Raw genomic sequence first — 25,614 nt, 5'->3', positions numbered from 1 at the left:
AGTACGACCACCAGTGAGGAGAATCCCCGTGGCGAACACGACGACCCGCGGCCGCGGCACCGGCTCCCCCGCCCGGCGCTCCATGACCGCCGCAGCCCGGGCGGCGGCCAAGCGTGCCGAACAGGCCCAGCAGACCGGGGGCGGCCGGCGCGCAGCGCCCGGCACCGACGGCTCCGGACAGCCCGCCGCCGGTCCCGGCGGTGTGGTGTCCGGGCGGACGCTGCGCGCCGAGGACCCTCCGCCCGAGGGCAGTGAGCCCGACTGGGAGGCACCCGACTGGGAGGAGCCGGACCGTGGGGGGCCGGACCGCGTGGAGCGGGACCGGGAGCAGCCGGACGCCGCGCGTGCGGCCGGCGCCCCGGCGGAGGACGACGGCGTCCCGGGCGGCCGGCGGTCCCCGCGGCGCCGGCTGCTGATCTGCGCGGTACTCGCCGTGCTCACCGTCGCCGGGCTGATCGCCGCGGCCGTGCTCGGCACGGCGTACGCGGACGGCCGGCAGGCGGAGGAGGGGCGGGCCGGGGCACTGGCGGCGGCGCGGAAGGCGGCACCGGCCGTGCTCTCGTACGACCACCGGCATCTGGACCGGGACTTCGCCGCGGCCCGCGGCCATCTCACCGGGCCGTTCCTGGAGGAGTACCGCCGGACGACCACGAAGGTCGTGGCACCCACGGCGAAGAAGTACCAGGGGGTGGTCAAGGCCTCGGTGGTGACGCCGCCCGGCGGCGGCAGCCCCGCGGCCTCGGTGGTGTCGGCCTCACCGGACCGGGCCGTGGTCCTGCTCTTCGTCAACCAGGTGACGAGGAGTACCCGTGTCGACGGGCCCCGGGTGGATCTGAACCGGGTCCGGATGGAGCTCACCCGGACCCCCGGCGGGTGGAAGGTCAGCGCGGTCGACGCGCTGTAACCGCCGGGAAGGAAGCGCTGCGCCCCCTGGGGGACGGCGACGGCCGTGCAGGGCCGTCACCGTCCCCCAGGGGGCGCTTTCCCGTGCCCGCTTCCCGCCCGGACGGGGCGCGTACGCGCTGCCCGGCCCCTCCCGCTCCGCCCGGGGGCGCTCTGGCACGCAGCCGGCCGCCGCGTCGTGCCGGGGACGTCCTCGCCTGCCGGGCGCCAACGGGCCGCCGCTGCCCGGAAGCGGTCCGCATCGCGGGCAGATCGCGGCCCGGTCTTGACAGCTCTCCCCCACTGCAGGCAATCTTCCATTAAGCAGAAACGAGTTTCCGCAATACGGAAGGAGCGCACCCCCTCATGGGATACACGGACCAGCGCTTCGATGTGAACCTGTCGATCCTCTTCACGGAACTCCCGCTGCTGGAGCGCCCCGCGGCCGCCGCGGCGGCCGGCTTCACGGCGGTCGAGCTGTGGTGGCCCTGGATCGACACCCCCACGCCCGACCAGAGCGAACTGGACGACCTCAGGAAGGCGCTGAGGAACTCCGGCACCCGGCTGGTGGGCCTGAACTTCTACGCCGGGCGGCTGCCGGGCCCGGACCGCGGCGCCCTCTCCGTACCCGGTGAGGAGTCGGACCGCTTCCGCGCCAACATCGACGTGGCCGCGGACTTCGCCGCGTCGGTGGGCTGCAAGGCGCTCAACGCCCTGTACGGCAACCGCGTCGAGGGCGTGGACCCGGCGGTCCAGGACGAACTCGCCCTGGAGAACCTGGTGACGGCGGCCCACGCGGCCGAGCAGGTGGGCGCGATCCTGCTGGTCGAGACCCTGAACAAGCCGGAGTCGCCGCTCTACCCGCTGGTGAGTGCGGCCTCCGCGATCGAGGTCGTGGACCAGGTCAACGCCGCCACCGGCCTCGGCAACGCCAAGTTCCTGCTCGACATCTACCACCTGTCGATGAACGGCGAGGACGTCGCCGCCGCCATCGACGCGTACGCGGCGAAGACCGGCCATGTGCAGATCGCGGACAACCCGGGCCGCGGCGCGCCGGGCACCGGCTCGCTGCCCCTCGAGGAGCTGCTCGACCGGCTGAGGAAGGCCGGTTACGACGGCTGGGTCGGCCTGGAGTACAAGGCCGGCGACCGTCCGAGCGCGCGCGCCTTCGACTGGCTCCCCGAGAAGGCCCGGCCCGCGCACTGACATCCGGCCCGCGGCCCGCCGACTCCCTTTCGTACCACCGCTTCAAGAGAGGCACCCCGATGAGCACCCTCGCAGACTCCGCCGGCTCCTCCCGATCCGACCTGCCCACCATCGCGTGGATCGGCCTCGGCATCATGGGTTCGCCCATGTCCGAGAACCTGATCAAGGCGGGCTACCGGGTGACCGGCTACACCCTGGAGCAGGAGAAGCTGGACCGTCTCGCGGCCGCCGGCGGCACCGCCGCCGCCTCGATCGCCGAGGCCGTCGGGGACGCCGACGTCGTGATCACCATGGTCCCGGCCTCGCCCCAGGTGGAGGCCATCGCGTACGGCGCGGACGGCATCCTGGAGAACGCGAAGCGGGGCGCCCTGCTGATCGACATGTCCTCGATCACCCCGCAGACCTCCGTCGACCTGGCGAAGAACGCCGCCGACAAGGGAATCCGCGTGCTGGACGCCCCCGTCTCCGGGGGCGAGGCCGGCGCCGTGGAGGCCGTACTGTCGATCATGGTCGGCGGCGAGCAGGACGTCTTCGACGAGGCCCGCCCGATCCTCGAGGCCCTGGGCAAGACCATCGTGCTGTGCGGACCGCACGGCTCCGGCCAGACGGTGAAGGCCGCCAACCAGCTGATCGTCGCCGTCAACATCCAGGCCTGCGCCGAGGCCGTCGTCTTCCTCGAGAAGTCCGGCGTGGACCTGCGGGCGGCACTGGACGTCCTCAACGGCGGGCTGGCCGGCTCCACCGTGCTGACCCGCAAGAAGGACAACTTCCTCGACCGCCAGTTCGCGCCGGGCTTCCGGATCGACCTGCACCACAAGGACATGGGCATCGTCACCGACGCCGCCCGGAACGTCGGTGCCGCGCTGCCGGTCGGAGCCGTCGTCGCCCAGCTGGTCGCGTCCCTGCGCGCCCAGGGCGACGGAGGCCTGGACCACTCGGCGCTGCTCCGCGCGGTCGAGCGCCTGTCGGGCTCGCCGGTCGCCTGACCCGCCCGCCGGCCGCCCGACCGGAGAAGCCCTCCCAGAACCGCCCGTCCGGCGAGGGGCAGTCGGCGGAGGCCCACCCGCCCCCGCGCTCCGGCGCCACCCGACCGGGGATCCGCCCGCCCGGTGCCGATCGGACCCGATCGAACCCGATCGGCACCGAAGCAGCCGAAGCGGCCGTCCGCCCACCCCGCCCCACCCTGCGGTTCCCCGGTCCCGGGCCGTCATCGGCCCCGCACACGTCCGGGCCGTGGCTGCGCTGACACCTGTCCTGTCGCGCCCAAGCGCAGCCACGGCCCGGATTCACCTCCTTCACTTCAACAAACTGTTGACGTTTTCTCGGGCGCGTACTTACGCTCCTGACACTTCAGCAGCTCCCGCACGGAAGGCCGCCCTCCCACCCATGACGCAGCGCGTGCTTACGACCGAGTCCGGCGCTCCGGTCGCCGACAACCAGAACTCCGCCACCGCCGGCGTCGGTGGCCCGCTCCTCCTCCAGGACCAGCATCTGCTGGAGAAGCTCGCCCGCTTCAACCGCGAGCGCATCCCGGAGCGAGTCGTCCACGCGCGCGGCTCCGGCGCGTACGGCTACTTCGAGGTGACGGACGACGTCACCGGCTTCACCCGGGCCGCGTTCCTGGACACGATCGGCAAGCGCACGGAGCTCTTCCTGCGCTTCTCCACCGTCGCCGACTCGCTCGGCGGCGCGGACGCCGTCCGTGACCCGCGCGGCTTCGCGGTGAAGTTCTACACGGAGGAAGGCAATTACGACCTCGTCGGCAACAACACCCCGGTGTTCTTCATCAAGGACCCGGTGAAGTTCCCGGACTTCATCCACTCCCAGAAGCGCGACCCGTTCACCGGCAAGCAGGAGCCGGACAACGTGTGGGACTTCTGGGCGCACGCGCCGGAGGCCACGCACCAGATCACCTGGCTGATGGGCGACCGCGGCATCCCCGCCTCGTACCGCCACATGAACGGCTACGGGTCGCACACCTACCAGTGGACGAACGCCGAGGGCGAGGCCTTCTTCGTCAAGTACCACTTCAAGACCAACCAGGGCATCCGCTGCCTGAGCGGCGAGCAGGCCGCCGAGGTCGCGGGCAGGGACCCCAACTCGCACCAGACGGACCTGCTCCAGGCGATCGAGCGCGGCGTGAACCCGTCATGGACGCTCTACGTGCAGATCATGCCCGCGGCCGAGGCGGCGGACTACCGCTTCAACCCGTTCGACCTCACGAAGGTGTGGCCGCACGCCGACCACCCGCTGCAGCGCGTCGGCCGGCTGGTCCTCGACCGCAACCCGGACAACGTCTTCGCCGAGGTCGAGCAGGCGGCGTTCTCCCCGAACAACTTCGTGCCGGGCATCGGCCCTTCGCCGGACAAGATGCTCCAGGGGCGCCTCTTCGCCTACGCGGACGCCCACCGCTACCGCCTCGGCGTCAACCACACCCAGCTCCCGGTGAACGCGCCGAAGGCCGTTCCCGGCGGCGCCGACAACTACGGCCGCGACGGCTTCATGGCCACCCGCAACGGCTCCCGCCACGACAAGAACTACGAGCCCAACTCGTACGCGGGCCCCGTGCAGACCGACGCCGCCCTGTCGGCCCCGCTGGCCCTGTACGGCCACACCGGCACGCACGCCGCGCCCCTGCACGCCAAGGACGACGACTTCCACCAGGCCGGTGAGCTCTACCGCCTGATGTCGGAGGAGGAGAAGTCGCGTCTCGTCGCGAACATCGCCGGCGGCCTGTCCCAGGTCTCCCGCGACGACGTCATCGAGAAGAACCTCGCCCACTTCCACGCCGCCGACCCCGACTACGGCAAGCGCGTTGAGGAGGCGGTCCGCGTCCTGCGCGAGGACTGAGGACTGCGCGACGACGGACGTCCCGCTCCCCCGCCCCCGCGGAGAGCGCACCGGTGGTGTCGCCGGGGCGGGGGTGCTGACACCGAGACCGCGTACGCACGCAGACTGGGAGGTCCCGTGTGCGTACGCCGTCCGAACCGCCGGCCCGGATGAGGGGTGGCCGACGGCGAGGACACGGCGCCGGCCGCACGGCCGGCGCCCGCCGGAGGACCGCGGCGGCGTGCGAGCCAGTGCGGTGGTACGGGCGGACCCGGCTCCCTTCCAGACCTGAGGGAGGGCCGGCCGGATCGCCCATCGCCCCGCCGCGGTCCTGGCGGAGCCCTGCCGGGACCGGTCCGGGAAGGCCCTCCCCGGCCGGCTCCGGAGACCCGGCGGCCGGGCTCCGCTAGCCCGGGAACCCCGCCCGGCGGCTCGAACGTCCTGTCGCGCCGGCCCCGCACCGTCGGGCGGCGACCACCTCCCCGGGCCAGGCGCACGGTGCGGTTTACGGTCCCGCACTGCGCGCCCGAGCGACCGGCCGGTGACCTTCGCACAGAGGTCACCGGCCGGTCGTGCGCCCCCGGGCTCGGCGCCGCGCCCAGGGTCGCGGCGCCGGACGGGGCCGGCCGGACGAGGCCGGGCGGGCGCGCCCCGCCCGGCCTCGCCGAGCTGCAACTCCTCCGCGTATAGGGCGGCCCGCGCGGCACCTCTCCCCCGCGCCGGCCCGTCCGGTGAGCGGCGCCGCGCCTTCGCACGCCCCTTTCCGCGATCCCGCGCGCCCGAGTCCGGTCGCGCGACAAGGAGTTGCACCAGCATGCACAGCAAGCGTTCACTCGTCCGCCGTACCACCGCCGTGGCCGCCACCGGCGCCGTCGCCCTCGTCCTGGGCGCGTGCGGAGGAAGCGGCGAGACGCCGAAGCGCCACAACGGTCACGCGGCGTCGTCCCCCTCCGCGGTGGCCTCCCCCGGCGTCGGGAAGCACAACGCCGCCGACGTCGCCTTCGCGAAGGGCATGGTCCCCCACCACCGGCAGGCGGTGGAGATGGCGGACCTCGCGGCGTGGGCGGCACGGACCATTCCGCGCACGGCGCGGAGGGGATGATGAGCGCCGGGCAGATGGCCCGGCTGGAGACCTCCTCGGGCAAGGCGTTCGACACCGCCTTCATGGAGCTGATGATCGAGCACCACGAGGGGGCGGTGGCGATGGCCGAGGCCGAGCGGGCCGGTGGCGTCCACCCGCCCGCGAAGAGGATGGCGGGCGACATCATCAGCGCCCAGAGCGGTGAGATCGCACTGATGAGGAAGCTGCTCGGCCGGGACTGACCCCGGCGACGAGGGGAGGGGGTCCGAGCCGGACCCCCTCCCCCGTCTTCTCGCCGTTCCCCATGCGGGAATACCCCCAGGGGGTATACTGTTACCCAGCTCGTGGCTCCGAGGACGGGGGCCACACCGGACGGTAATGACGCGAAATGGGGATGACGTCATGGACCACACCTCCCGGCACACCGGTGCCACGCACGACCGGGCCGGGCATCAGGGTCACGGCTCGCCCGCCGGTATCGGCGACCCTGCCGGCCCCAATGACCACGCCGGCCACGGGCACGGCGGCGCCACCTGGGGCACGGCGGCGAAGGCGACACTGCACTGCCTGACCGGCTGTGCCGTGGGTGAGATCCTCGGCATGGTGATCGGTACGGCGCTGATGTGGGACAACGTGCCGACGATGGCTCTCGCGATCACGCTCGCGTTCCTCTTCGGCTACTCGTTCACGATGTTCGCGGTGCTGCGCGCCGGGGTGAGCTTCAGGAGTGCCGTCAAGGTCGCGCTGGCCGCCGACACGGTCTCCATCGCCGTCATGGAGCTCGTCGACAACGGCATCATCGCCCTGGTCCCGGGCGCGATGGACGCACACCTGACCGACGCGCTGTTCTGGTCCTCGCTGCTGGGCGGCTTCGTCGTCGCCTTCGTGGTGACGACCCCGGTCAACAAGTGGCTCATCGGTCGCGGCAAGGGCCACGCCGTCGCCCACGCGTACCACTGACGCGCGCCACGACTCCGCCCTTCGGGCCGTACGCCTCGCGCACTCTCGGAAAATCGTCTTCGACGGGCCGCCGGACCTCTCCGGCGGCCCGTTTCCGTACCCCCGGACCCTCTCCGTGAGCGCGGCCCGGCTCCGTACCCCCCGGCCCTTTTCCGCGCGTCGGCCCTGCGACAGCCCGGAATTCGGCGCGGTCGCGCACCCCCCGCCTGCCGTCCGGGCCGGCCTCCGGCGTCCGGGCGGGAGCCTCACCGCGTCTCCGTGGCCGGTACGCGGCTGAGCACGGTCATCGCCGGCCGCACAGCCCGCCGGACACGTACGGCGGCCGACCTCAGCGCTCACCGGCCTCCGTCACGCGGGACCCGCCCCGCCCTCCCCGCGCTCGGCCGCCTCCAGGCGGTCCAGGACCGTCGCGGCCGGTTCCCGGGAGCGGATCAGCCGCCACGTCTCGGCACAGCAGCAGGCCACCGCCGCGATGCCGCCGAGGAGAACCACGACGCGCCACGGCAGCCACAACCGGTCACGGGCGATCGCACAGCCCGTCATGACCGCACCGATCAGCAGTGGCCCGCCGGCCCTGCGCAGCCACAGTTCGATCGCGTCCCACATCCCGGTGCCCCTTCTTCCGTCCCCACCGCCGACGGCGAGCCCAAGGCGCCCGACGAGTCGCCATCGGGCCGGGTCGCCGGTCCTTACCCGCCGGCGCACTCCGCGCACCGACGGCGACAGAACGCCGCCGTGGCGCCCGCGAGGTGTCACCACCCTCGCCGACGCCACGGCGGTGTGTCCCCGCGGGGCCTCAGTCCGCCGGGCGGAAGCCCCTCAGACGCAGGCTGTTGCCGACGACGAAGACGGAGGAGAACGCCATCGCCGCGCCCGCGATCATCGGGTTCAGCAGTCCTGCTGCGGCGAGCGGGAGCGCGGCGACGTTGTAGGCGAAGGCCCAGAAGAGGTTGCCCTTGATCGTGCCGAGCGTCCTGCGCGACAGCCGGATCGCGTCCGCGGCCGCCCTCAGGTCGCCGCGCACCAGCGTCAGGTCCCCCGCCTCGATCGCGGCGTCGGTTCCGGTGCCCATCGCGAGTCCGAGGTCCGCCTGGGCGAGCGCCGCCGCGTCGTTGACCCCGTCGCCGACCATCGCCACCGTCCGGCCCTCCTGCTGCAGCCGGCGCACCACGTCGACCTTGTCCTCGGGCATGACCTCCGCGACGACCCGCTCGATGCCGACCTCCGCCGCGACCGACTCGGCGACCGCCTTGTTGTCGCCGGTCAGCAGGATCGGCGTCAGCCCGAGGGCGCGCAGTCGCCGGACCGCCTCGGCGCTGGTCGGCCTGACCGCGTCGGCGACCTCCAGCACCGCCCGCGCCTCGCCGTCCCACGCCACCGTGACCGCCGTCCGGCCCGCGGCCTCCGCCCGGGCCCTGACCTGCTCCAGCTCGGCCGGGAGCGCGATGGCCCACTCGGCGAGCAGCCGTTCACGGCCGACGAGGACGGCGTGTCCGTCGACGACGCCCTGTACGCCGAGGCCGGGGACGTTGACGAAGTCCTCCGGCACCGGGAGCGCCCCGACCCGTTCGGCCGCTCCGGTCGCGACGGCCCGGGCGACGGGGTGCTCGGAGGCGTGCTCCAGGGCACCCGCCAGCCGCAGCGCCTCGGTCTCGTCGGTCCCCTCGGCGGTGCGGACGCCGAGCAGGGTCATCCTGCCGGTGGTCACGGTGCCGGTCTTGTCGAGGACGATCGTGTCGACCCTGCGCGTGTTCTCCAGCACCTCGGGCCCCTTGATCAGGATGCCGAGCTGGGCGCCGCGCCCCGTGCCCACCATGAGCGCGGTGGGCGTGGCCAGTCCGAGTGCGCAGGGGCAGGCGATGATGAGCACCGCGACCGCGGCGGTGAACGCGGCCGTCCAGCCCGCCCCGCCGCCGAGCCAGAAGCCGAGCGTGCCCACGGCCAGGGCGATCACCACGGGCACGAAGACGGCGGAGATCCGGTCGGCCAGCCGCTGCGCCGCGGCCTTGCCGTTCTGCGCGTCCTCGACCAGCTTCGCCATGCGCGCCAGCTGGGTGTCGCCGCCGACCCGGCGGGCCTCGACGACGAGCCGGCCGCCGGCGTTCAGCGTGGCTCCGGTGACGGGGTCGCCGACCGACACCTCCACGGGTACGGACTCGCCCGTGAGCATGGACGCGTCCACGGCGGAGGAGCCTTCGACGACGGTGCCGTCGGTGGCGATCTTCTCGCCCGGGCGCACCACGAAGCGGTCGCCCACGGCCAGTTCCGCGACGGGGACGAGTTGTTCGCCGCCGTCGCGCAGCACGGTCACGTCCTTCGCGCCGAGTTCCACGAGGGCCCTGAGCGCGGCACCGGCCCGGCGCTTGGAGCGGGCCTCGAAGTAGCGGCCGGCCAGGATGAACGCGGTGACCCCTGCGGCGGCCTCGAGGTAGATGTTCCCCGCGCCGTCGCTGCGGGCGATGGTCGGCTCGAAGCCGTGGGTCATGCCGGGCTCGCCCGCGGTGCCGAGGAACAGGGCCCACAGCGACCACAGGAACGCCGCCGAGGTGCCGACCGAGACGAGGGTGTCCATGGTGGCGGCCCCGTGCCGGGCGTTGGTGAGTGCGGCGCGGTGGAACGGCCAGGCCGCGTACGTCACCACGGGTGCGGCCAGGGTGAGCGAGAGCCACTGCCAGTACTCGATCTGCAGGGCCGGGACCATCGCCATCGCGACGACGGGCACCGACAGCACGACGGCGGTGACCAGCCGCTGCCGCAGCGGACGCAGCTCGTCCTCGGGGCCGGTCCCGCCGTCACCGTCTCCGTCGCCAGGCCGGGTTCGGGGCGGCGGGGGCTCGGTCGCGGTGTAGCCGGTCGCCTCGACGGTGGCGATGAGGTCGCGGACGGAGACCTCGTCGTCGCGGTACGAGATCCTCGCCTTCTCGGTGGCGTAGTTGACCGTGGCCTCCACGCCGTCCATGCGGTTCAGCTTCTTCTCGACACGGGCGGCGCACGAGGCGCAGGTCATGCCGCCGATCGCGAGTTCGACCTCGGCGGTGCCGTGGACCGTGGCAGTCATCCCTGCTCCTGAGCTCGTGGATGGGGGCGGGGCCGGCCGCCGGCGGGGCTCCCCTCGTCCGGCGCCCGATCCTACCTCTGCAGACTATATACCCCCCAGGGGTACACTTGGCGTCGGCGTCATACATACCCCCTACCCCTATCCGGCGGCAAGGCGACCGCACCTCGACGCTTATACCCCAGAGGGGTATATGGTCAGAGGAAGCCGAAGGGGCCCGCGAACCGCGAAGGAGAAACGCGATGCACACGATCTGGAAGGCCGGCGCGTTCGGCGCCGCCCTGGCCGCGTCCTTCGCCGCCGCCTACGGCGTCGGCACCGCCGTAGGTCCGGTGCCCGCCGGGTCCCCTCCGGCCGCCCACGCCGCGCACGACTCCCCCGGACCGGGCAGCGGCAGCGCGCAGTCCGACGCCGCCGTGCCCTCGGGTCTGCAGATCTCCGAAAGGGGCTACACGCTCGATCTGAGGACCCCGCACCTCACCGCCGGGCGCGGCACCGATCTGCGCTTCGCCATTCGCGACGCGTCCGGTCGGCCGGTCACCGCCTTCGAGCGCGACCACGGGAAGGAACTCCATCTCATCGTCGCCTCCCGTGATCTGCTCACCTACCGGCATCTGCATCCCGTCCAGGCCGCCGACGGCACCTGGAGCGCCCCGGTCACCCTGCCCGCAGCCGGCGGCTACCGGGTCTTCGCCGACTTCACCCCCGCCGCCGAGGGCGCCGAGGGCCTCACCCTCGGCGCGGACCTCGTCGCCGCCGGCCCCTACGCCCCGCCACCGGCACCCCGCCCGAACACCACGGCCGTCGTGGACGGCTACACCGTCACCCTGGCCGGGGAACTGCGACCGGGCACGTCCGGGGAGCTCCGGCTGGACGTCACCCGCGACGGCCGCCCGGTGACCGACCTGGAGCCGCACCTCGGCGCCTACGGCCACCTCGTGGCCCTGCGCTCCGGCGACCTCGCCTACCTCCACGTCCACCCCGCGGGCGCACCGGGCGACGGCAGGACCCGGCCCGGCCCGGCCGTCTCCTTCACGGCCACGGCCCCGAGCGCGGGGACGTACCGCCTGTTCCTGGACTTCAAGCACGACGGCACCGTCCGCACCGCCGCGTTCACCGTGCGGGCCGGCGAGGCGGCGCCACCCGGCACGGACCTGCCGGAGGTCCCGTCGGCGCCGGCGCACGACGACACCGCTCACCCGCACCAGGCCGTGTGGCGAAAGTAGCTCCGTCCGCCCCGGGGCAGGGTCTGCGGCGTCCGGTGCGTGCGATCGCAGGACGGAGGATCATCCTCGTACTGGACGTACGCGGATGACTCCGACAACGCAGCGAGCGGGCGTGCCAGGCGTCGCGGGCCGGGAGGGACTGTCGCCACACGGCCCAGGGCCCGGCAGGGCACCGGCGGGCGGCCCGTGCCCGACCTGTCTCCTGTTGCCGGAATCCTCCCCCTTCGGCAAGCTGGTCCGGCGTTCCACAAGCCGTCCGGGGCGGGGCGGACCGCGCACACCCGCCCCGTACGCACGGGCGCGTACGGCACCGCGCCGGGCGCGCGCGTCCCCCGGCCGCACCGGAAGGCCGGCTCCCACGATGTCCGCGCCCCGCGCCCCGCGCCTCGGGGGCGGACACGAGCGAAAGGCGCTGCCATGGCCGTACGGCACCGCGTCATCGGACGGTCCCGGGAAGCGGTGTGGACCGTGCTGGAGAACCCCCGGCTCTACGGCGACTGGGTCACCGGGGTGGCGTCGACGAGGCCGATCGACGAGCAGTGGCCCGCGGTGGGAACCGCCCTGGCCTACACGATCGCCGTCGGCCGCTGGTCCTACGAGGGCTACACCGTCGTACGGCGCCACGAGCCCCCCGACTGGCTGGAGCTGGAAGCCCACAGCGGCCGGCTGGGCACGGCCCGTGTCAGCATCGAACTGCGCACCTGGGGTGAGCAGACCCTGGTCATCGTGGACGAGCACCCGCTGCGTGGCTTCGGCGGCACCGTCCACGTGGCGCCCCTGGAAGTCTTCATCCAACTACGGCACCGCAATCTGCTGGCGAACCTGGCCCGGACCGTGGAGCGGACCACGCCGGCCGCCGCGGGTGTCGCCGGCGCGACGGCGGCCGCCTGAGTGGTCGTGCCGTCCCCGCCCTCCGACACTGGAACCTGAGACCACTCACGACGGCCGGGGCGCGCCCGCGCCGCGCAGGCGGCGTCCTCCGTGCCCGGCCCGACCGGAAACGGTGCTCAGGAGGCGACGGTATGGGTACCTACTCACCCGGCTTTCACGGTCGAGGCCGCGGTCTGGCGGAGAAGCTCCCTCCCGGGCAGTACCCGACGGAGTCCTTCCCCGTCCTGTCGGCCGGCCCCACCCCCCGCGTGCCGACGGACACGTGGACCTTCACCGTGACCAACGAGAGCGGCGAATCCCGCAGCTGGACGTGGGACGAGATGATGGCGCTGCCCCAGGAGGACACGGTCCACGACATCCACTGCGTGACGCGGTGGTCGAAGTTCGACACCCCGTGGCGGGGCGTCCCGGTCGACGCGTTCCTGGAGGACGTCGAGACCGCCGCGGACCACGCCGTCGCGGTCAGCCACGGCGGCTACACCACCAACCTGCCGCTCGAGGACCTCCTCGACGGCAAGGCGTGGATCGTCCACACCTACGACGGCTACCCGCTGTCCCCCGAACACGGCGGCCCCGCACGGCTGCTGGTGCCGCACCTGTACTTCTGGAAGTCGGCGAAGTGGGTACGGGAGCTGCGGCTCACGCTCGAGGACGAGCCCGGCTTCTGGGAGAGCGTCGGCTACCACAACTACGGCGACCCGTGGCGCGAACAGCGCACCTGGGACGACTGACGATGGCCGCCGCATGGCGCCGCGCCCACCTCGTGGAGCGCGTGCCGCAGACCGCCACCGCCCGTTCGCTGACCTTCACGGTGCCGGGCTGGCCCGGACACCTCCCCGGCCAGCACGTGGACGTACGGCTCACCGCCGACGACGGCTACCAGGCCGCGCGCAGCTACTCGCTCGCCGCGCCGCCCGACGGGGAACGCGTCGAACTCGGCGTGCAGGCCGTCGCCGACGGGGAGGTCTCGCCGTATCTCGCCGACGGGCTCCCGCTGGGCGCCGACGTGGAGGTGCGCGGGCCCCTCGGCTACTGGTTCGTCTGGCGGCCCGGACAGACCGGTCCGGTGCTCCTGGTCGGCGGCGGCTCGGGCGTCGTCCCGCTGACGGCCATGATCCGTGCCCACCGTGAGGAGAAGTCCGCCAGCGACTTCCAGCTGGTGTACTCGGTGCGCACCCCCGAGGACTTCTGGTACCGCGAGCTGCTCACCGGCGGGTCCGACCGTCTGGACGTCGACGTCCTGTACACCCGGAAGGCCGCCCCGGGCAGCACCCGGGCGCCGGGCCGTGTCTCCGCCGACGACCTGCGCGGGCACGTCTCGCGGCTCGCGGGGGCCGGGGCCGTCTTCGTGTGCGGTCCCACCGCCTTCGTCGAGACCGTCAGCGACCAGCTCGTGGCCCTGGGCCGCGACCCCGCCACGATCCGCACCGAACGCTTCGGGTGACGGCGCCTCACGCCGGACCCGGCCGATGCCCACTCATTCCCTCCGGGAGGACGCCATGGGAGACACACCCCTCCACCGCGACGGCAACTGGCTGGCCGGCCCGCTCTCGGAGATCCTCTCCGTCGAGCCCACCCAGGCCTGGTGGCGCTGCCCCACGTGCGCCATGGCCGGGCCCCTCGCCCAACTCCACGTCTACGGGCCCGAACCGGGGCTCACGGCCCGCTGCCCCGGCTGCGCCCGGGTCGCGCTCAGGCTCGTGAAGGAGTCCGGCCACGTCTGGCTGACCATGGGCGGCGCCACGGGCGCGTTCCGCTTCCGTACCGCGTGAGGGGGGTCGGGCCAGGGTACGAGCCCCGTGCGGCCCGGTCCCCGGGCCGCACGGGATCGCGGCTCACGGCATTCCTTCGATGTCGTCCCCCACGGTCAGGGTGACCAGCCCTTCCGGCGCCTCGGCGCTCTCCGTGACGGAGGCCCCGGGCAGCCGGGAGGCCAGCGCGCGGGCCTGCTGCCCGAGTCCGGCCGGGTGGGTGACCGACGTCCGGGCCGACGGCGAGGGAGCGTTGCCGGTTCCGGTGATGGTGAATCCGGCCCGGCGCAGCGACCGGGCGACCTCGCCGGCGAGGCCCGGAGTGCCGGTGCCGTTGAGCACCCGTACCCGGACGGCGCTCGCGTACAGGGGGTTCGCCCGGGCGTCCGCGAACGCCTCCTTGCGGACTTCCTCGTCCCGGGCGAGCGCCGTGAACAGGTCGGCGGCCTCCGGGTACTGCCAGACGACGTTCGCCGTGTCGGACGGCACGTCCATGCTGCGGGGGTAGTTGGGCACGGTCACGAACGTCAGCCGGCCGGGCGGGATCGCCTTGAGCCGGGAGGCGAGACCGTACAGGGGCTGGATTCCCGCGAGTCCCTTGTCCGTGGTGAGCGACTTCGTGGCGGACTCCAGCAGCCCGTACATCGCGCCGGGGCTGGTCAGCTTCTCCTGGGCCCGGTCGGCGAGGGCGCGCATGAACTCCTGCTGCCGGCCGATGCGGCCGAGGTCGGAGCCGTCGCCGACGCCGTACCGCGCACGGACGTAGCCCAGGGCCTCCTCGTCCCTCACGGTCTGACAGCCGGCGGGGATGTCGAGGCGGGCCTTCCTGTCGCGGATCGCGGCCGTGGGACAGACCTCCATCCCGTCGAGGGCGTTGACCATGCCCTTGAACCCCTGGAAGTCGACCGACATGAAGTGGTCGATGCGCAGTCCCGTGTTCTGCTCGACCGTCTTGATCGCGCAGGCGGCGGCTCCGGCGACCTCGCCCCCGGCGCCCCCGATGGCGAACGCCTCGTTGATCTTGGCGTGGTGGGGTCCGGAGGTGCTGCCGTCACCGCGGTCGCACGCCGGCACCTTCACCCATGAGTCCCGGGGGAAGGACACCACGGTCGCCCATTTCCGGTTCGCGGCGAGGTGAAGGACCAGCAGCGTGTCGGACTGCATGGTGGACAGGCCCCTGCCGTACTGGGCGTTGGCTCCCGCCCGGGAGTCGGAGCCCACCACGAGGATGTTCTTGGAGCCGGGACTCATGTTGGGCGGCCGGTCGTCGCCGATCTTGTTGTCCACGTCCGCGGAGTGGATGTTGCCCTGCAGGTCGCGGTAGACCCAGACACCGGCGGCCGCGGTGACGGCGAGCAGCGCGGCCAGCGCCGACACGGCCCACGACACCCTCCGGCCGCGCCGGGTACGAGGGCGGGAGGGACCGCGGACCGGAGCCGCCGTCGGGGTCGTTCGGGTCTTCGCCGGGTGCTGCCCGGGCGCATCACTCACGTCGACGTCCCTCCACTGCCCCGGACGGGTCGGCGCCCGCCCGTCGTCGGTACGCGCTCTCGGCGGCACGGCAAGGTCCCAGCACTCTACTTCCGTGTAGAAGGCATCGGGCCGCGGCGACACCCGGGCAGGGGAAGGCGTGTGGAGTGCGGGTTCGGCGGACTGCCGGCCGCCCGCTCCGCCGCCCGGAGGGGGAGCCTCACCGATGGGACCCGGCGCCGCGGAGAGGACGGCATCAAGAAGTCGTCAAGACTGCCGTAACACGGCAATGAGATCGGCTCGTTGTGCGTGAGACCATGCGGCCGGCGGGGTGACCGGTGGTCAGGGGGGTGTACTGGTATGGGTTTGTTTCTCGGCCTCGGCATCGCGGGGATCGTCCTCCTGGCGCTCTCGCTCGTCCTCGACGGGGTGCTGGAAGGTGTCCTCGACGGGGCGCTGGGCGGCATGTTCGACGGCTGGCTGTCGCTTCCTGCGATCGCCGGGTTCGTCTCGATGCTCGGCTTCACCGGCGCGATCGTGCTGGGCACGACGGGTCTCGGTACGACCGCCGCCACGGTGGCGGGAGTGCTCGCCGGCCTGCTCGCGGCCAGGCTGACCTGGCGGCTCAGCAGCGCACTCATGGCGGACCGGACCGCGGCCGCTCCCCGGGGGGAGGACCTCCTCGGCACCGGAGGATCCGTGGTGACCGCCATCCCGGCCGACGGCTACGGCGAGGTGCTGCTGCTGGTGGCCGGGCAGCCCGTGAAGTACGCCGCCAGGTCCGCCACGCCTGTCCGGCGGGGCGCGGAGGTGTGGGTGGAGGCCGCCCTGTCGGCCACGTCCGTCCTCGTCCGCCCCGTCGAGCGCTGACGATCCACCCCGGCGCCCGTCCATTCGACCCACGTGATCTGCCGCCCCAGGGAGGCAGGGGGGAGCACCATGAATCCAGTCGTCATCGCCGTGGTGGGAGTCGCCGTACTCCTCGTACTGCTGGCCCTCGTCGTGGTCACGCGGTACAAGGTCGCCGGCCCCAGTGAGGCGTTCATCATCACGGGCCGGCGCGGCAAGAAGTCCACCGATCCCGAGACCGGACGGGTCTTCACCGACAACAGCGGCCAGAAGGTCGTCGTCGGCGGCGGCGTCTTCGTCGTCCCGTTCGTGCAGCAGAGGTTCACCCTCGACCTCTCCAGCAGGCACATCCCCGTCGCCGTGCGCGGCGCGGTCACGCTGCGCGGCATCAAGGCCAATCTGGAGGGCGTGGCGATCGTCAAGGTGGGCGGGTCCGAGGACTCCATCCGGGCCGCCGCCCAGCGCTTCCTCGTCCAGCAGAACGGCATCGTCGGCTTCACCCAGGAAGTGCTCTCCGGAGCGCTGCGCTCCATCGTCGGCCGGATGTCGGTGGAGGACATCATCCGGGACCGGGCCGCCTTCGCCGGCCAGGTCGCGGAGGAGGCCGAGGCCAGTCTCTCGGGCCAGGGCCTGGTGCTGGACGCGTTCCAGATCCAGGACATCACCACCGAGGGTTCCTACCTCGAGGACCTCGGGCGCCCGGAAGCGGCGCGGGCCAAGCAGGAGGCCGACATCGCCGAGGCCGTGGCCCGGCGGGCCTCGGAGCAGGCGCGGCTGAAGGCCGAGGAGGAGATCGCCGTCGCGCAGCGGACGTTCGCGCTCAAGCAGGCCGAGATCAAGGCGGAGACGGACGAGGCCGCCGCGAAGGCCGCGGCGGCGGGACCGCTCGCCGAGGCCGACCGGCAGCAGGAGATCCTCAGCCAGCAGGAGAAGGTCGCGGAGCGCCGGGCGGCGCTGACGGACAGGGAGCTCGACACCCAGGTCCGCAAGCCGGCCGACGCGGCCCGCTACCAGGCCGAGCAGGAGGCCGAGGCGCGTCGTGTCGCCCTGGTGAAGCAGGCCGAGGCCGATGCGCAGCGGGCCCGCCTGACCGGTGAGGGCGAGAAGGCGCACCGCGCGGCGCTCGCCGACGCGGTCCGTATCGAGGGCGAGGCGGAGGCAGCCGCCATCGCCGCGAGGGGATCCGCCGAGGCGGAGGCCATGCAGAAGAAGGCCGACGCCTTCGACCGGTACGGCGACGCCGCGGTGCTGCAGATGCTCGTCGAGGTGCTGCCTCAGGTGGTCGGCAAGGCGGCCGAACCGCTCGGCGCGATCGACAAGATGACCGTCATCTCCACCGACGGAGCCGGCAAGCTGCCGCGCGCCGTGGCGGACAACGTCGCCCAGGGTCTGGAACTCCTGGGTTCCACCACGGGGGTCGACCTCGCCGAGCTGCTGCGGGGCATCACGCAGAAGGGCCCGAAGCGGGAGCGCGGCAAGTCCGCGGAGAACGGCGCGGTCGAGATCACCGGCTGACGGGGGGCGTCGGGCGGTCGACCGGGGCGACGGCCCGCCCGGCCGGCTCCGGGACCACCCGGCGCCCGCCGGGAAGGCAGGCCCGGCAGCCTCCGGGAAAGCCCGCCCGACGCGACCGGGAAGGAACACGCGGGCGGAGAACCCGACCCGGCGCGGGCCGGCCCCGCCCCCGCGCAGGCCGGGGGGGCCGGCCCGCCGTGGACCCGACCGCCCCTGAGCGCGCACCTCGTGGAGGGCGCGTCGTGTGGCTGGGTGGCGCGCGCCTCCGCCGGGCAGCGCCGTTGCGGTCCTCGGGTGGTGCGGCAGCGGGCGTTCACTCCGGGGGCGGGCGGCGGTCCACGACGACCACGACCAGCGCTCCCGCGAGAACGGCCCAGGCCACCGCGCCGTGGCCCGCGTACCGCCAGCCGACGACTCCGAGCACGGCCGCCGTCACCGCCCCCGCGGTGACGGCCCGGGTGCGGGAGGCGACGGCCCACCGCGCACGGGCGCTTCCGGGGTTGCGCAGCTCCGCGACGGCCGTCCTGATCACGAGTGCGGCGGCCACGAGGGCGACGGTCAGAAGCGAGGCGGAGCCGTTCACGGTGTCCCTCCGATGCGCTCGAGGACGGCGGGGGCGGCACCGTCCCACCGGCGGCCGCCGCATCCCGTCCGCCTCACCATCCCCCCTGTCCGTCGGTTCCGGTACTGCCTGCGGCGGATCGGGCGGCCGGGGCGGGCGGTGCCCCTGCCGACAGGACGAGTCCACCACAGACGCGCCGTACGCGCGCCTACGGACCCCGCCGCAGCCGGGGGCCAGCCCGTCCACATAGCCGCCCCACCGGCTCGACCTGCCCCACGGCCGCGCGGATCGTCCAGGGACCCACGAGCGGAACGCGAACCACTCCAGGGCCCACCGGCACGACGCGGACCCCCGCAAGGCCCACGAGCAAAGCGCACGACGGCAGCGCCGACTGCCCGGAACGCGGACTACCGGGTCCGGTGCCCGAGGAGTTCCGCCAGGCCACGGCGCGTGGCGGCGACGACCACCCGGTCGCCGGGACGCAGCAGATGCCCCGGGTGGAGGTCGAAGAGCAGATCGGTCGTGTGTTCCGTCCCGTCGTCGGGCGGGGCCGCGGAGAGATCCGGACGCCGGTCGCCCGGTGCCTTCATGTCCAGGGCCAGCACCCGCCACATGCCCGGGCGGACCGCTTCGGCGATGGTGCGGCCCTCCAGCTGCGGCAGGTCGGCCACCTCGAGCGCGGCGAAGAGCAGGACCCGGCGCTCGACGGAGATCGCCCCGAGCACCTGACGGCCCATCATGGCACCGGCGAAGGCGGGCGCGGAGAGCGACGTCACGCTCCTGCTGCGGGTGAGCGCCCCGGGGTGCGCGGCGCGCAGCGTCCGGTAGACGGCGGTGGCGAAGTCGTCGTCGTACAGCCGCAGCGCCACCCGGAGATCGGGGGCGATCGAGCGGGCGTACAGCGCCGCCTCGAGATTGGTGGTGTCGGAGCTCGTGAGGGCGAGCAGGGCGTGGGCCCGGTGGGTTCTGGCCGCCTCGAGCACACCCTCCTGCGTGACGTCCCCGATGATCACGGGAACGCGCAGTCTCCGGGCGAGCGCGACTCCGCGCGCTTCGGGATCGTTCTCGACACAGACGACGGGCGTGCCGAGTTCACGCAACCGGGCGAGGACACGGGTGCCGATCTTGCCCAGACCCAGCAGGACGACGTGCCCGTTCAGCCCTCTCGGCGGCCGGCGCAGGGCGGTCGCCGAGCGGAAGGAGCTGAGCGCTTCCAGCACCGCGGCGACGAGCAGGGGCAGCAGGAGCAGGCCCACGAGCCCGGTGAGCAGCTGGAGGACCTGTCGGTCGGTGTCCTCGCCGACCGCGGGGTCGTTGATGGAGAAGAGGTCGAGGAGCGTGACGTAGGCGGCGTGGAGGGGATGGTCGCCCGTGGTGAGCCAGGACGCGACGGCCAGGGCGGTGACGGCCGCGCCGACACCGGCGAACGACCAGCGCACTCGGCGCGAGAGGAGTTCCCGGAAGGGCAGGGCGGGACCGCTCAGCCGGCTCCCGGGCACGGCTTCCGGTCCGGTGACGGCTTCGAGCACGATCGTGCCCCGGCCGGACGCCGCGGCGACGGCCCCGTCGTCCGGCAGCAGGAGCGGTCCGTCGGATCCGCTGCCGTCGGCTCCCTCCACGCCTGCGGGGTCGCTGCTCGTGGAGGACAGCAGCGCCAGTGTGCACAGTCCCGGATCCCCCGTCTCACCGCGCCCCGGCGGGGGCCTCTCGGCCGCGCGCAGGAGCAGCCCGTCGGCCTGGACGATCTTGCTGGTACCGGTGACGGCCGTGGCGGCGAGCGCGGGAGCGGCGGTGTCGGCGTCGGACAGGACGGTGGTGGAGGAGTCGATGTCGTCCGCGGCCATCCCGGGGACGGCGAGGACGGCTGCCTGGTCGAGAAGTTCCTCCAGGTGCTGGCCGAGCTTGCGGTTGTAGAGGCGGATCACCAGACGCAGGCGGGGGTTCAGCCGGCGGGCGGTGAGTGCGGCACGGATGTTGGTCTCGTCGTCCTCGTGCACCAGGGCGAGTGCCTGCGCGGTCTCCACCCCGGCTTCCCGGAGCGCGAGGTCGTCGAGGTCGTCGGTCTCGACGACGGTCATCTCGTCCGGACGACCGCCCCCGCCGTTCACGGCCGCGCGGCTCCCTCCCGTACGGGTGATGCCTGCCGACACCCTGCCGAGCAGGGCGAGGGCCCGGCCGCCCGAGGGAGCGTTCGCGTCCGCGGGAGGGGTCCTGGACGAGCGGCTGGGCGGCACGAGCAGCGTCACCTGCTGCCGGTAGACGTCGCGGAGTTCGCCGGCGAGCCGATGGGCGAGGGCGTCGTCACCGCTGACGAGCATGTGGCCGGCCGGGCGCCGCATCTGCTGAGGAATGGGATGCACATGCCATACATTGCCGTGTCGCCCACCTGAGGCGCACCTCAACACATCGGCGACGAAGGCCGGTCGGCCCTCGGGCTGCGTCCCCGCGCGAGCCGGGCCGGCGGGGGCCGTGGTGACGGAAGTCTTACGTCCTGGCGTGGGAGCAGGCGGGCGGCGGAGGCGGCCCATAGCGTCGGCGGCATGCGCGTACTCGTCACGGGAGGCGCCGGCTTCATCGGCGCACACATCGTCTCGGCACTCATCGGGCGTGGCCACGAACCGGTGGTCCTGGACGCCTTGTTGCCCACCGCGCACCACGGGCCTCCGGCCCTGCCGGAGACCTGCTTCGTCCATGGCGACGTCCGCGACCCGGCGGTGCTCGCCACGGTCCTGCGGGGCGTGGACGCGGTGTGTCACCAGGCGGCGATGGTGGGGCTCGGCAAGGACTTCGCCGATGCGCCCGACTACGTGGCCTGCAACGACCTGGGGACGGCGACGCTCCTCGCCGCGGCGGCGGAGGCGCGGGTACGGCAGGTCGTGCTCGCCGGCTCGATGGTCGTGTACGGGGAGGGGCGTTACGCATGCCCCGACCACGGGGCGGTGCGTCCCGGTCCGAGGTCGGCGGCCGATCTTGCGGCGGGGCGGTTCGAGCCGCCGTGCCCGCGGTGCGGCGCGGAACTGACCCCGGGCCTGGTCGACGAGGATGCCCCGTGCGACCCGCGGAACGTGTACGCCGTGACGAAGCTGGCGCAGGAGCACCTCACGGCGGCCTGGGCGCGTGCGACGGACGGACGGGCCGTGTCGCTCCGCTACCACAACGTCTACGGCCCGGGCATGCCCCGGGACACGCCGTACGCGGGAGTGGCCTCCTTCTTCCGGTCGGCGCTGGCCCGGGGCGAGGCACCCCGCGTGTTCGAGGACGGTGCCCAGCGGCGCGACTTCGTCCACGTCCGGGACGTCGCCGAGGCGAACGTCGTGGCGCTGGAGGCGGTCGCGGAACGAGAGGCGGGTGCCCTCACCGCGTACAACACGGGCAGCGGGGAGCCCCACACGGTCGGCGAGATGGCCGCGGCCCTCGCGGCCGCGTGCGGCGGTCCCGCCCCTGTCGTCACCGGTGAGTTCCGGCTCGGGGACGTCCGGCACATCACGGCGGACTCACGGAGGCTGCGACACGACCTGGGCTGGTCGCCGCGCACCGGATTCCGTGAGGGCGTGGCCGAGTTCGCCCGTGCGGCCCAGCGCACACCGGGCGCCGCTCACGGAGGATGACGTCCGCGATTCGTAAGGGGTCGATGTCCGCTTTGTTCGCCGCCGATTCGTACGGTGACAGTCGTGACCACTGACGTCGTACTTCCCTGTCTGAACGAGGCCGGGGCACTGCCCTGGGTCCTCGAACGCGTCCCCGCCGGATGGCGTGCCATCGTCGTCGACAACGGCTCCACCGACGGATCCGCCGTCATCGCCCGGGAGTTGGGGGCGACCGTCGTACATGAGGATCGGCGCGGATTCGGGGCCGCCTGCCACGCGGGGCTGCTGGCCGCGGAGGCGGACATCGTGTGCTTCTGCGACTGTGACGCCTCCCTGGATCCCGGACTCCTCGTCCCCTTCGTCCGTGCCGTGGCGGAGGGCGAGGCCGACCTGGTGCTGGGCCGGCGACGGCCCGCCGGGCGGGGGGCGTTCCCGGCGCACGCTCGCGCGGGGAACCTCGCGCTTTCCTGGATGCTGCACCGGCGAACCGGACTGCGGCTCCACGATCTGGGTCCGCTCCGGGCGGCACGCCGCGAGGGGCTGCTGGAGCTGGGTCTGACGGACCGTCGCAGCGGCTATCCGCTGCAGATGGTGGTGCGCGCCGCTGATGCCGGCTGGCGGGTGCGGGAGGAGGACGTGCCCTACCTGCCCCGGACCGGCAAGTCGAAGGTGACCGGAACCTGGCGGGGCACCTGGCAGGCGGTGCACGACATGCGCCGGGTGCTGGGCGAGGCGGGTGGTGCACCGTGACCACGCTTCTCGTCATCGCCAAGGAACCGGTACCGGGCCGGGTGAAGACACGGCTGTGTCCTCCGTACAGCCCGGCGCAGGCCGCGCTCCTGGCCGAGGCCGCGCTGGCCGACACCCTTGCCGTGGTCGCCGGACTTCCCGCGGAGCGACGTGTGCTCGTCCTGGACGGAACGGCCCGCGACTGGCTGCCGGCGGGATTCGACGTCGTGCCCCAGGGCGCCGGCCCGCTCGACGAGCGGCTGGCCGCGGCGTTCTCCCTGTGTGCGGGCCCGGCGCTGCTCGTGGGCATGGACACCCCGCAACTCTCGGCGGCCCTCCTCGCTCCTGCGCTCGCGCCGCGGGCGTGGCACGAGCACGACGCCTGGTTCGGGCCCGCCGCCGACGGCGGATTCTGGGCGCTGGGACTGGCCTCGCCGGATCCGGAACTGCTGCGCGGAGTACCCATGTCCGTGCCGGAGACCGGAGCCGCACAGCGTCGCCGGCTGGTCGACGCCGGGCTGCGCGTGGGCGACCTGCCGACCCTGCGCGACATGGACACCGCCGAGGACGCGCGGCTGGTGGCCCGGGAGGCGGCGGGAAGCCGGTTCGCGGCCGTGTACGCACGGCTGGTCCCGGCGGCCCCCGGGCCGGCCCGCGCGGACGGGTTCCGTACCGGGTCATCCGCCGCACGGCCCGGTGACGGCCCTTCGCCTGCGGGTCCTCGATGACGGCGACCGCGTGGCAGGCCGACCCCTACACGGACGCGCTGCGCACCGGGCGCGGTCCGCTCTTCCTGCGTCGCCGGGACGGGTGGCTCCTGCCCCTGGAGGTGGAACGCTGGTGCGAGGGGCCGGACTTCGCCGACCGGACCGTGCTCGGACGGTGCCACGGGCCTGTGCTGGACATCGGCTGCGGTCCCGGACGGCTCGTCGTCGCACTCGAGGCACGCGGGCGACGCGTACTCGGCATCGACGTCAGTCCGGAGGCGGTCGCCCGTACGGTCCGGGCCGGCGGCACCGCCCTGCTCCGCTCGGTCTTCGAACCGGTGCCCGAAGAGGGCCGCTGGGAGACGGCGCTGCTGATCGACGGCAACGTCGGCATCGGAGGGGACCCGGCCGCGCTCATGCGGCGTGCGGCCGAAGTCACCGCGCCCGGCGCGGTGCTGATAGCCGAGACCTCCGCCGAGGACGAGGACGCCGACGAACGCGTCGAGGTGACCGTCGTCAACGGCAGAGGGGAACGCGGGGCCCCGTTCCCCTGGGCGCGCCTCGGGGCCCGCGCCCTGCGCGAGCACGCGGCCGGTGCCGGCTGGACCGCGGCCCGGCAGTGGACGACGGCCGGGCGCAGCTTCGTCGAACTGCGCGGCCCCGCTCAGCGGCGCGGGACCTGACGCTGTCGCCGACCGTCCTCCCCCACGTGCCGGAGCCCGCGCCGAAGCCGCCGGACGAGCAGGATCAGGCAGGCGGCACCGGCCACCGCCCCCAGCACGATCATCAGGTTCCGCCCGTAGGGCAGTGGCAGCGCGGACGGGTTGGGCGGGGCACCGGGCCGGAGCAGCAGCGGCAGCGTGACCAGCACGAGCGAGCCGCCCACGACCAGCGCGCCCCGCACCACCCCGCGGGCGGGCAGGCCCGCGACGAGCATCCCCACGCCGAGGACGAGCGGAGCGAGCACCGCGTCGTGCAGGACGAGCGCTCCGCCCAGCCACACCGCCACCCCCCGGGCGTCGCGGGCGGAGAGGACCAGCGCCGTACCCACGGCCATCAGCACCAGACCCAGTCCTCCGGCCGCGTACCGGAGCGGCGCGGTGCCTCCACGCGGCGGCCTCACAGGACCTCCAGCCGGGTGACCCACTTCGTCTGCAGGACACCGGGGCGGTTCGGGGCGATGATCCGTGCCGGGAAACCGTGGTCGGCCGACAGCACCCGGCCGTTGAGGGCGAGGGCCAGCAGGGTCGACGGGTCGTGGGCGTACTCGCGGCCCATCTCCATCACGCGGTACGCGCCGCGCGCCTCCATGGACACCACCCGCAGCCCCGCGTCAGGGGCGGCGCCCGCACGCTCCAACAGATCGCGGACGCGTACGCCTCGCCAGTGCGCCGAGACGCTCCATCCCTCGACACAGGCGATCGGCAGGACGGCCTCGGTCTGCGGAAGCGCCCGCAACTCGTCCAGGGTCAGCGTGTAGCGGCGCGGTCCCCGCACCTCCAGGCGCCAGTCCCGGACCATCGCGGCGGTGACGCCCGCGGCGGCTGCCGTCCGATTGACCGGCAGGCCCTGAGGGCCGATCCCGGGATGTCTCGGTGCCAGCAGATCGAGTCTCTTCAGCGGCGTGAACGCCTGGCCCACGGTGGTCACGGTCACGGCGGCCACCGCCGCGCCGACGGCCACGAGCAGCGACCTGCGGTCCGGGGCGTCCTCCGGCGGCAGCGCGAGCGTGCCGGGCGATCTCCGCCCCCAGTGGTCCCTGATCTGCGGCGCCTTGACGGCCACGTGCAGCAGCACCGCACCGGCGACCAGCCAGGCGACGGCGAAGTGGACCGGTACGAACGAGAACGGCCACGGATACCACTCGGCGATGTTCAACAGCCCGGTGAACAGCTGGAACACGGCCGCCGCGACCAGTACCCCCACCGAGAGCCGTTCCAGCCCGTGCCCGAGGGAGCGCACCGCCGGCCACACCCACAGCCGCGGGTACACCGCCCAGAGCTTGGCGAGGAGCAGCGGGACGGCCGCCAGGCCCGAGGCGACGTGGAGCCCCTGGGTCAGCCGATAGCCCCACACCGGCCGCGGCGGCAGCTCGTTCGCGAGCCATCCGGGCGGATGCTGCAGGTAGTGGCTGACGAGGCCGGTGAGGAAACACACGGCGATCGCCAAGCCCAGACAGCGGCCGAGGACAGTGGCCGTTCGGGCGTCGTGGAGTCTGCCGGAGAAGGACGGTGGCCGAAGTCGCGGTCTCATGCCGTCCATGAGACCGCCGCGACGCCCCCGGACGGCGGCCCGGACACCTTACGGAACGCGG

23 protein-coding genes and 1 pseudogene are annotated in these 25,614 nt (G+C 73.7%); 17 read left to right on the top strand and 7 right to left on the bottom strand.

Annotated features, from left to right (window positions below; translation table 11 throughout):
- Positions 1 to 28: 28 nt before the first annotated feature.
- The 6 genes and pseudogenes from QRN89_RS28035 (at position 29) to QRN89_RS28010 (ending at position 6,958) form a co-directional block, all read left to right on the top strand.
- The gene (locus QRN89_RS28035) at positions 29 to 904 is read left to right on the top strand and encodes a hypothetical protein (protein WP_290352191.1); all 876 of its coding nucleotides are present in this window, start codon (positions 29 to 31) and stop codon (positions 902 to 904) included.
- Between the two features lie 344 nt (positions 905 to 1,248).
- Positions 1,249 to 2,088, top strand: a complete 840-nt coding sequence (locus QRN89_RS28030; RefSeq protein WP_290352190.1) for a TIM barrel protein — start codon at positions 1,249 to 1,251, stop codon at positions 2,086 to 2,088.
- A 59-nt stretch (positions 2,089 to 2,147) separates the two neighbouring features.
- A complete protein-coding gene (locus QRN89_RS28025) occupies positions 2,148 to 3,074 on the top strand; it encodes a 2-hydroxy-3-oxopropionate reductase (protein ID WP_290352189.1) in 927 nt (308 codons plus the stop codon).
- Between the two features lie 400 nt (positions 3,075 to 3,474).
- Positions 3,475 to 4,938, top strand: coding sequence for a catalase (locus QRN89_RS28020; protein ID WP_290352188.1), 1,464 nt, complete (start codon positions 3,475 to 3,477; stop codon positions 4,936 to 4,938).
- Between the two features lie 793 nt (positions 4,939 to 5,731).
- Positions 5,732 to 6,240: pseudogene (locus QRN89_RS28015) on the top strand (DUF305 domain-containing protein).
- A gap of 160 nt (positions 6,241 to 6,400) precedes the next feature.
- Entirely contained in the window at positions 6,401 to 6,958 is a 558-nt protein-coding gene (locus QRN89_RS28010) for a DUF4396 domain-containing protein (RefSeq protein WP_290352187.1), read from the top strand.
- Positions 6,959 to 7,306: 348 nt separating this feature from the next.
- On the opposite strand, the gene QRN89_RS28005 is transcribed toward QRN89_RS28010, so the two are convergent.
- Together QRN89_RS28005 and QRN89_RS28000 are read right to left on the bottom strand one after the other, a co-directional pair.
- Entirely contained in the window at positions 7,307 to 7,564 is a 258-nt protein-coding gene (locus QRN89_RS28005; RefSeq protein ID WP_290352186.1) for a hypothetical protein, read from the bottom strand.
- 190 nt (positions 7,565 to 7,754) lie between these two features.
- On the bottom strand, positions 7,755 to 10,016 hold the full coding sequence (locus QRN89_RS28000; protein WP_290352185.1) for a heavy metal translocating P-type ATPase: 2,262 nt from the start codon (positions 10,014 to 10,016) through the stop codon (positions 7,755 to 7,757).
- Between the two features lie 239 nt (positions 10,017 to 10,255).
- Between QRN89_RS28000 and QRN89_RS27995 the strand changes: the two genes are divergently transcribed.
- The 5 genes from QRN89_RS27995 to QRN89_RS27975 all read left to right on the top strand — a co-directional run bounded on the left by QRN89_RS27995 (position 10,256) and on the right by QRN89_RS27975 (position 13,902).
- Positions 10,256 to 11,239, top strand: coding sequence for a DUF8832 domain-containing protein (locus tag QRN89_RS27995; RefSeq protein WP_290352184.1), 984 nt, complete (start codon positions 10,256 to 10,258; stop codon positions 11,237 to 11,239).
- Between the two features lie 417 nt (positions 11,240 to 11,656).
- Positions 11,657 to 12,130 carry an SRPBCC family protein gene (locus QRN89_RS27990; protein WP_290352183.1) on the top strand — a complete coding sequence of 158 codons (474 nt, stop codon included), beginning with the start codon at positions 11,657 to 11,659 and terminating at the stop codon, positions 12,128 to 12,130.
- A 131-nt stretch (positions 12,131 to 12,261) separates the two neighbouring features.
- Positions 12,262 to 12,861, top strand: a complete 600-nt coding sequence (locus tag QRN89_RS27985) for a sulfite oxidase-like oxidoreductase (protein WP_290352182.1) — start codon at positions 12,262 to 12,264, stop codon at positions 12,859 to 12,861.
- A 2-nt stretch (positions 12,862 to 12,863) separates the two neighbouring features.
- Complete coding sequence (locus tag QRN89_RS27980; protein ID WP_290352181.1) at positions 12,864 to 13,574, top strand: FAD-binding oxidoreductase; 711 nt, start codon at positions 12,864 to 12,866, stop codon at positions 13,572 to 13,574.
- A 55-nt stretch (positions 13,575 to 13,629) separates the two neighbouring features.
- Positions 13,630 to 13,902, top strand: a complete 273-nt coding sequence (locus QRN89_RS27975) for a DUF6510 family protein (RefSeq protein ID WP_290352180.1) — start codon at positions 13,630 to 13,632, stop codon at positions 13,900 to 13,902.
- Positions 13,903 to 13,965: 63 nt separating this feature from the next.
- Here the strand turns inward: QRN89_RS27975 and QRN89_RS27970 are convergent, their stop codons facing one another.
- On the bottom strand, positions 13,966 to 15,258 hold the full coding sequence (locus tag QRN89_RS27970; RefSeq protein ID WP_290352179.1) for an LCP family protein: 1,293 nt from the start codon (positions 15,256 to 15,258) through the stop codon (positions 13,966 to 13,968).
- A gap of 453 nt (positions 15,259 to 15,711) precedes the next feature.
- On the opposite strand from QRN89_RS27970, the gene QRN89_RS27965 reads away from it, so the two are divergent.
- Together QRN89_RS27965 and QRN89_RS27960 are read left to right on the top strand one after the other, a co-directional pair.
- Positions 15,712 to 16,221 carry an NfeD C-terminal domain-containing protein gene (locus tag QRN89_RS27965; protein WP_290352178.1) on the top strand — a complete coding sequence of 170 codons (510 nt, stop codon included), beginning with the start codon at positions 15,712 to 15,714 and terminating at the stop codon, positions 16,219 to 16,221.
- 69 nt (positions 16,222 to 16,290) lie between these two features.
- Positions 16,291 to 17,715 carry a flotillin family protein gene (locus QRN89_RS27960; RefSeq protein ID WP_290352177.1) on the top strand — a complete coding sequence of 475 codons (1,425 nt, stop codon included), beginning with the start codon at positions 16,291 to 16,293 and terminating at the stop codon, positions 17,713 to 17,715.
- Between the two features lie 313 nt (positions 17,716 to 18,028).
- Here the strand turns inward: QRN89_RS27960 and QRN89_RS27955 are convergent, their stop codons facing one another.
- Together QRN89_RS27955 and QRN89_RS27950 are read right to left on the bottom strand one after the other, a co-directional pair.
- Positions 18,029 to 18,298 carry a hypothetical protein gene (locus tag QRN89_RS27955; protein WP_290352176.1) on the bottom strand — a complete coding sequence of 90 codons (270 nt, stop codon included), beginning with the start codon at positions 18,296 to 18,298 and terminating at the stop codon, positions 18,029 to 18,031.
- A 386-nt stretch (positions 18,299 to 18,684) separates the two neighbouring features.
- Positions 18,685 to 20,616: an NAD-binding protein gene (locus QRN89_RS27950; protein WP_290353888.1), complete on the bottom strand. Its 1,932-nt coding sequence runs from the start codon at positions 20,614 to 20,616 to the stop codon at positions 18,685 to 18,687.
- A 201-nt stretch (positions 20,617 to 20,817) separates the two neighbouring features.
- On the opposite strand from QRN89_RS27950, the gene QRN89_RS27945 reads away from it, so the two are divergent.
- Genes QRN89_RS27945 through QRN89_RS27930 form a run of 4 tightly spaced genes read left to right on the top strand, consistent with a single transcriptional unit; the run spans position 20,818 to position 23,983 of the window.
- Positions 20,818 to 21,885, top strand: a complete 1,068-nt coding sequence (locus QRN89_RS27945; protein WP_290352175.1) for an NAD-dependent epimerase/dehydratase family protein — start codon at positions 20,818 to 20,820, stop codon at positions 21,883 to 21,885.
- A gap of 54 nt (positions 21,886 to 21,939) precedes the next feature.
- Positions 21,940 to 22,614 (top strand): glycosyltransferase family 2 protein, encoded by a 675-nt coding sequence (locus QRN89_RS27940; RefSeq protein ID WP_392854161.1) that lies wholly within the window; start codon positions 21,940 to 21,942, stop codon positions 22,612 to 22,614.
- Positions 22,611 to 23,321: a TIGR04282 family arsenosugar biosynthesis glycosyltransferase gene (locus QRN89_RS27935; RefSeq protein WP_290352173.1), complete on the top strand. Its 711-nt coding sequence runs from the start codon at positions 22,611 to 22,613 to the stop codon at positions 23,319 to 23,321. The genes QRN89_RS27940 and QRN89_RS27935 overlap by 4 nt, the downstream gene beginning before the upstream one ends.
- On the top strand, positions 23,318 to 23,983 hold the full coding sequence (locus QRN89_RS27930) for a methyltransferase domain-containing protein (protein ID WP_290352172.1): 666 nt from the start codon (positions 23,318 to 23,320) through the stop codon (positions 23,981 to 23,983). Before QRN89_RS27935 ends, QRN89_RS27930 begins: the two co-directional genes overlap by 4 nt.
- Here QRN89_RS27930 and QRN89_RS27925 read toward each other — a convergent pair.
- Together QRN89_RS27925 and QRN89_RS27920 are read right to left on the bottom strand one after the other, a co-directional pair.
- Positions 23,965 to 24,423: a hypothetical protein gene (locus tag QRN89_RS27925; protein ID WP_290352171.1), complete on the bottom strand. Its 459-nt coding sequence runs from the start codon at positions 24,421 to 24,423 to the stop codon at positions 23,965 to 23,967. The genes QRN89_RS27930 and QRN89_RS27925 overlap by 19 nt on opposite strands.
- Entirely contained in the window at positions 24,420 to 25,553 is a 1,134-nt protein-coding gene (locus tag QRN89_RS27920; RefSeq protein ID WP_435833275.1) for a molybdopterin-dependent oxidoreductase, read from the bottom strand. The genes QRN89_RS27925 and QRN89_RS27920 overlap by 4 nt, the downstream gene beginning before the upstream one ends.
- Between the last annotated feature and the right edge of the window lie 61 nt (positions 25,554 to 25,614).

This window comes from Streptomyces sp. HUAS CB01 (assembly GCF_030406905.1).
Lineage (GTDB): Bacteria > Actinomycetota > Actinomycetes > Streptomycetales > Streptomycetaceae > Streptomyces > Streptomyces chengbuensis.
Note: the sequence above shows the minus strand (reverse complement) of the source record. Positions and strands in the feature narration are given on the sequence as shown.

Bases quoted from the DNA above. Each gene is read 5' to 3' on its own strand.
- QRN89_RS27980 (WP_290352181.1), top strand. From the start codon at position 12,864: ATGGCCGCCGCATGGCGCCGCGCCCACCTCGTGGAGCGCGTGCCGCAG.
- QRN89_RS27995 (WP_290352184.1), top strand. From the start codon at position 10,256: ATGCACACGATCTGGAAGGCCGGCGCGTTCGGCGCCGCCCTGGCCGCG.
- QRN89_RS28005 (WP_290352186.1), bottom strand. From the start codon at position 7,564: ATGTGGGACGCGATCGAACTGTGGCTGCGCAGGGCCGGCGGGCCACTG.
- QRN89_RS27965 (WP_290352178.1), top strand. From the start codon at position 15,712: ATGGGTTTGTTTCTCGGCCTCGGCATCGCGGGGATCGTCCTCCTGGCG.
- QRN89_RS28010 (WP_290352187.1), top strand. From the start codon at position 6,401: ATGGACCACACCTCCCGGCACACCGGTGCCACGCACGACCGGGCCGGG.
- QRN89_RS27960 (WP_290352177.1), top strand. From the start codon at position 16,291: ATGAATCCAGTCGTCATCGCCGTGGTGGGAGTCGCCGTACTCCTCGTA.
- QRN89_RS28030 (WP_290352190.1), top strand. From the start codon at position 1,249: ATGGGATACACGGACCAGCGCTTCGATGTGAACCTGTCGATCCTCTTC.
- QRN89_RS27945 (WP_290352175.1), top strand. From the start codon at position 20,818: ATGCGCGTACTCGTCACGGGAGGCGCCGGCTTCATCGGCGCACACATC.
- QRN89_RS27985 (WP_290352182.1), top strand. From the start codon at position 12,262: ATGGGTACCTACTCACCCGGCTTTCACGGTCGAGGCCGCGGTCTGGCG.
- QRN89_RS27975 (WP_290352180.1), top strand. From the start codon at position 13,630: ATGGGAGACACACCCCTCCACCGCGACGGCAACTGGCTGGCCGGCCCG.
- QRN89_RS27950 (WP_290353888.1), bottom strand. From the start codon at position 20,616: ATGCGGCGCCCGGCCGGCCACATGCTCGTCAGCGGTGACGACGCCCTC.
- QRN89_RS27920 (WP_435833275.1), bottom strand. From the start codon at position 25,553: ATGAGACCGCGACTTCGGCCACCGTCCTTCTCCGGCAGACTCCACGAC.
- QRN89_RS27990 (WP_290352183.1), top strand. From the start codon at position 11,657: ATGGCCGTACGGCACCGCGTCATCGGACGGTCCCGGGAAGCGGTGTGG.
- QRN89_RS28000 (WP_290352185.1), bottom strand. From the start codon at position 10,016: ATGACTGCCACGGTCCACGGCACCGCCGAGGTCGAACTCGCGATCGGC.
- QRN89_RS28025 (WP_290352189.1), top strand. From the start codon at position 2,148: ATGAGCACCCTCGCAGACTCCGCCGGCTCCTCCCGATCCGACCTGCCC.
- QRN89_RS27930 (WP_290352172.1), top strand. From the start codon at position 23,318: ATGACGGCGACCGCGTGGCAGGCCGACCCCTACACGGACGCGCTGCGC.
- QRN89_RS28020 (WP_290352188.1), top strand. From the start codon at position 3,475: ATGACGCAGCGCGTGCTTACGACCGAGTCCGGCGCTCCGGTCGCCGAC.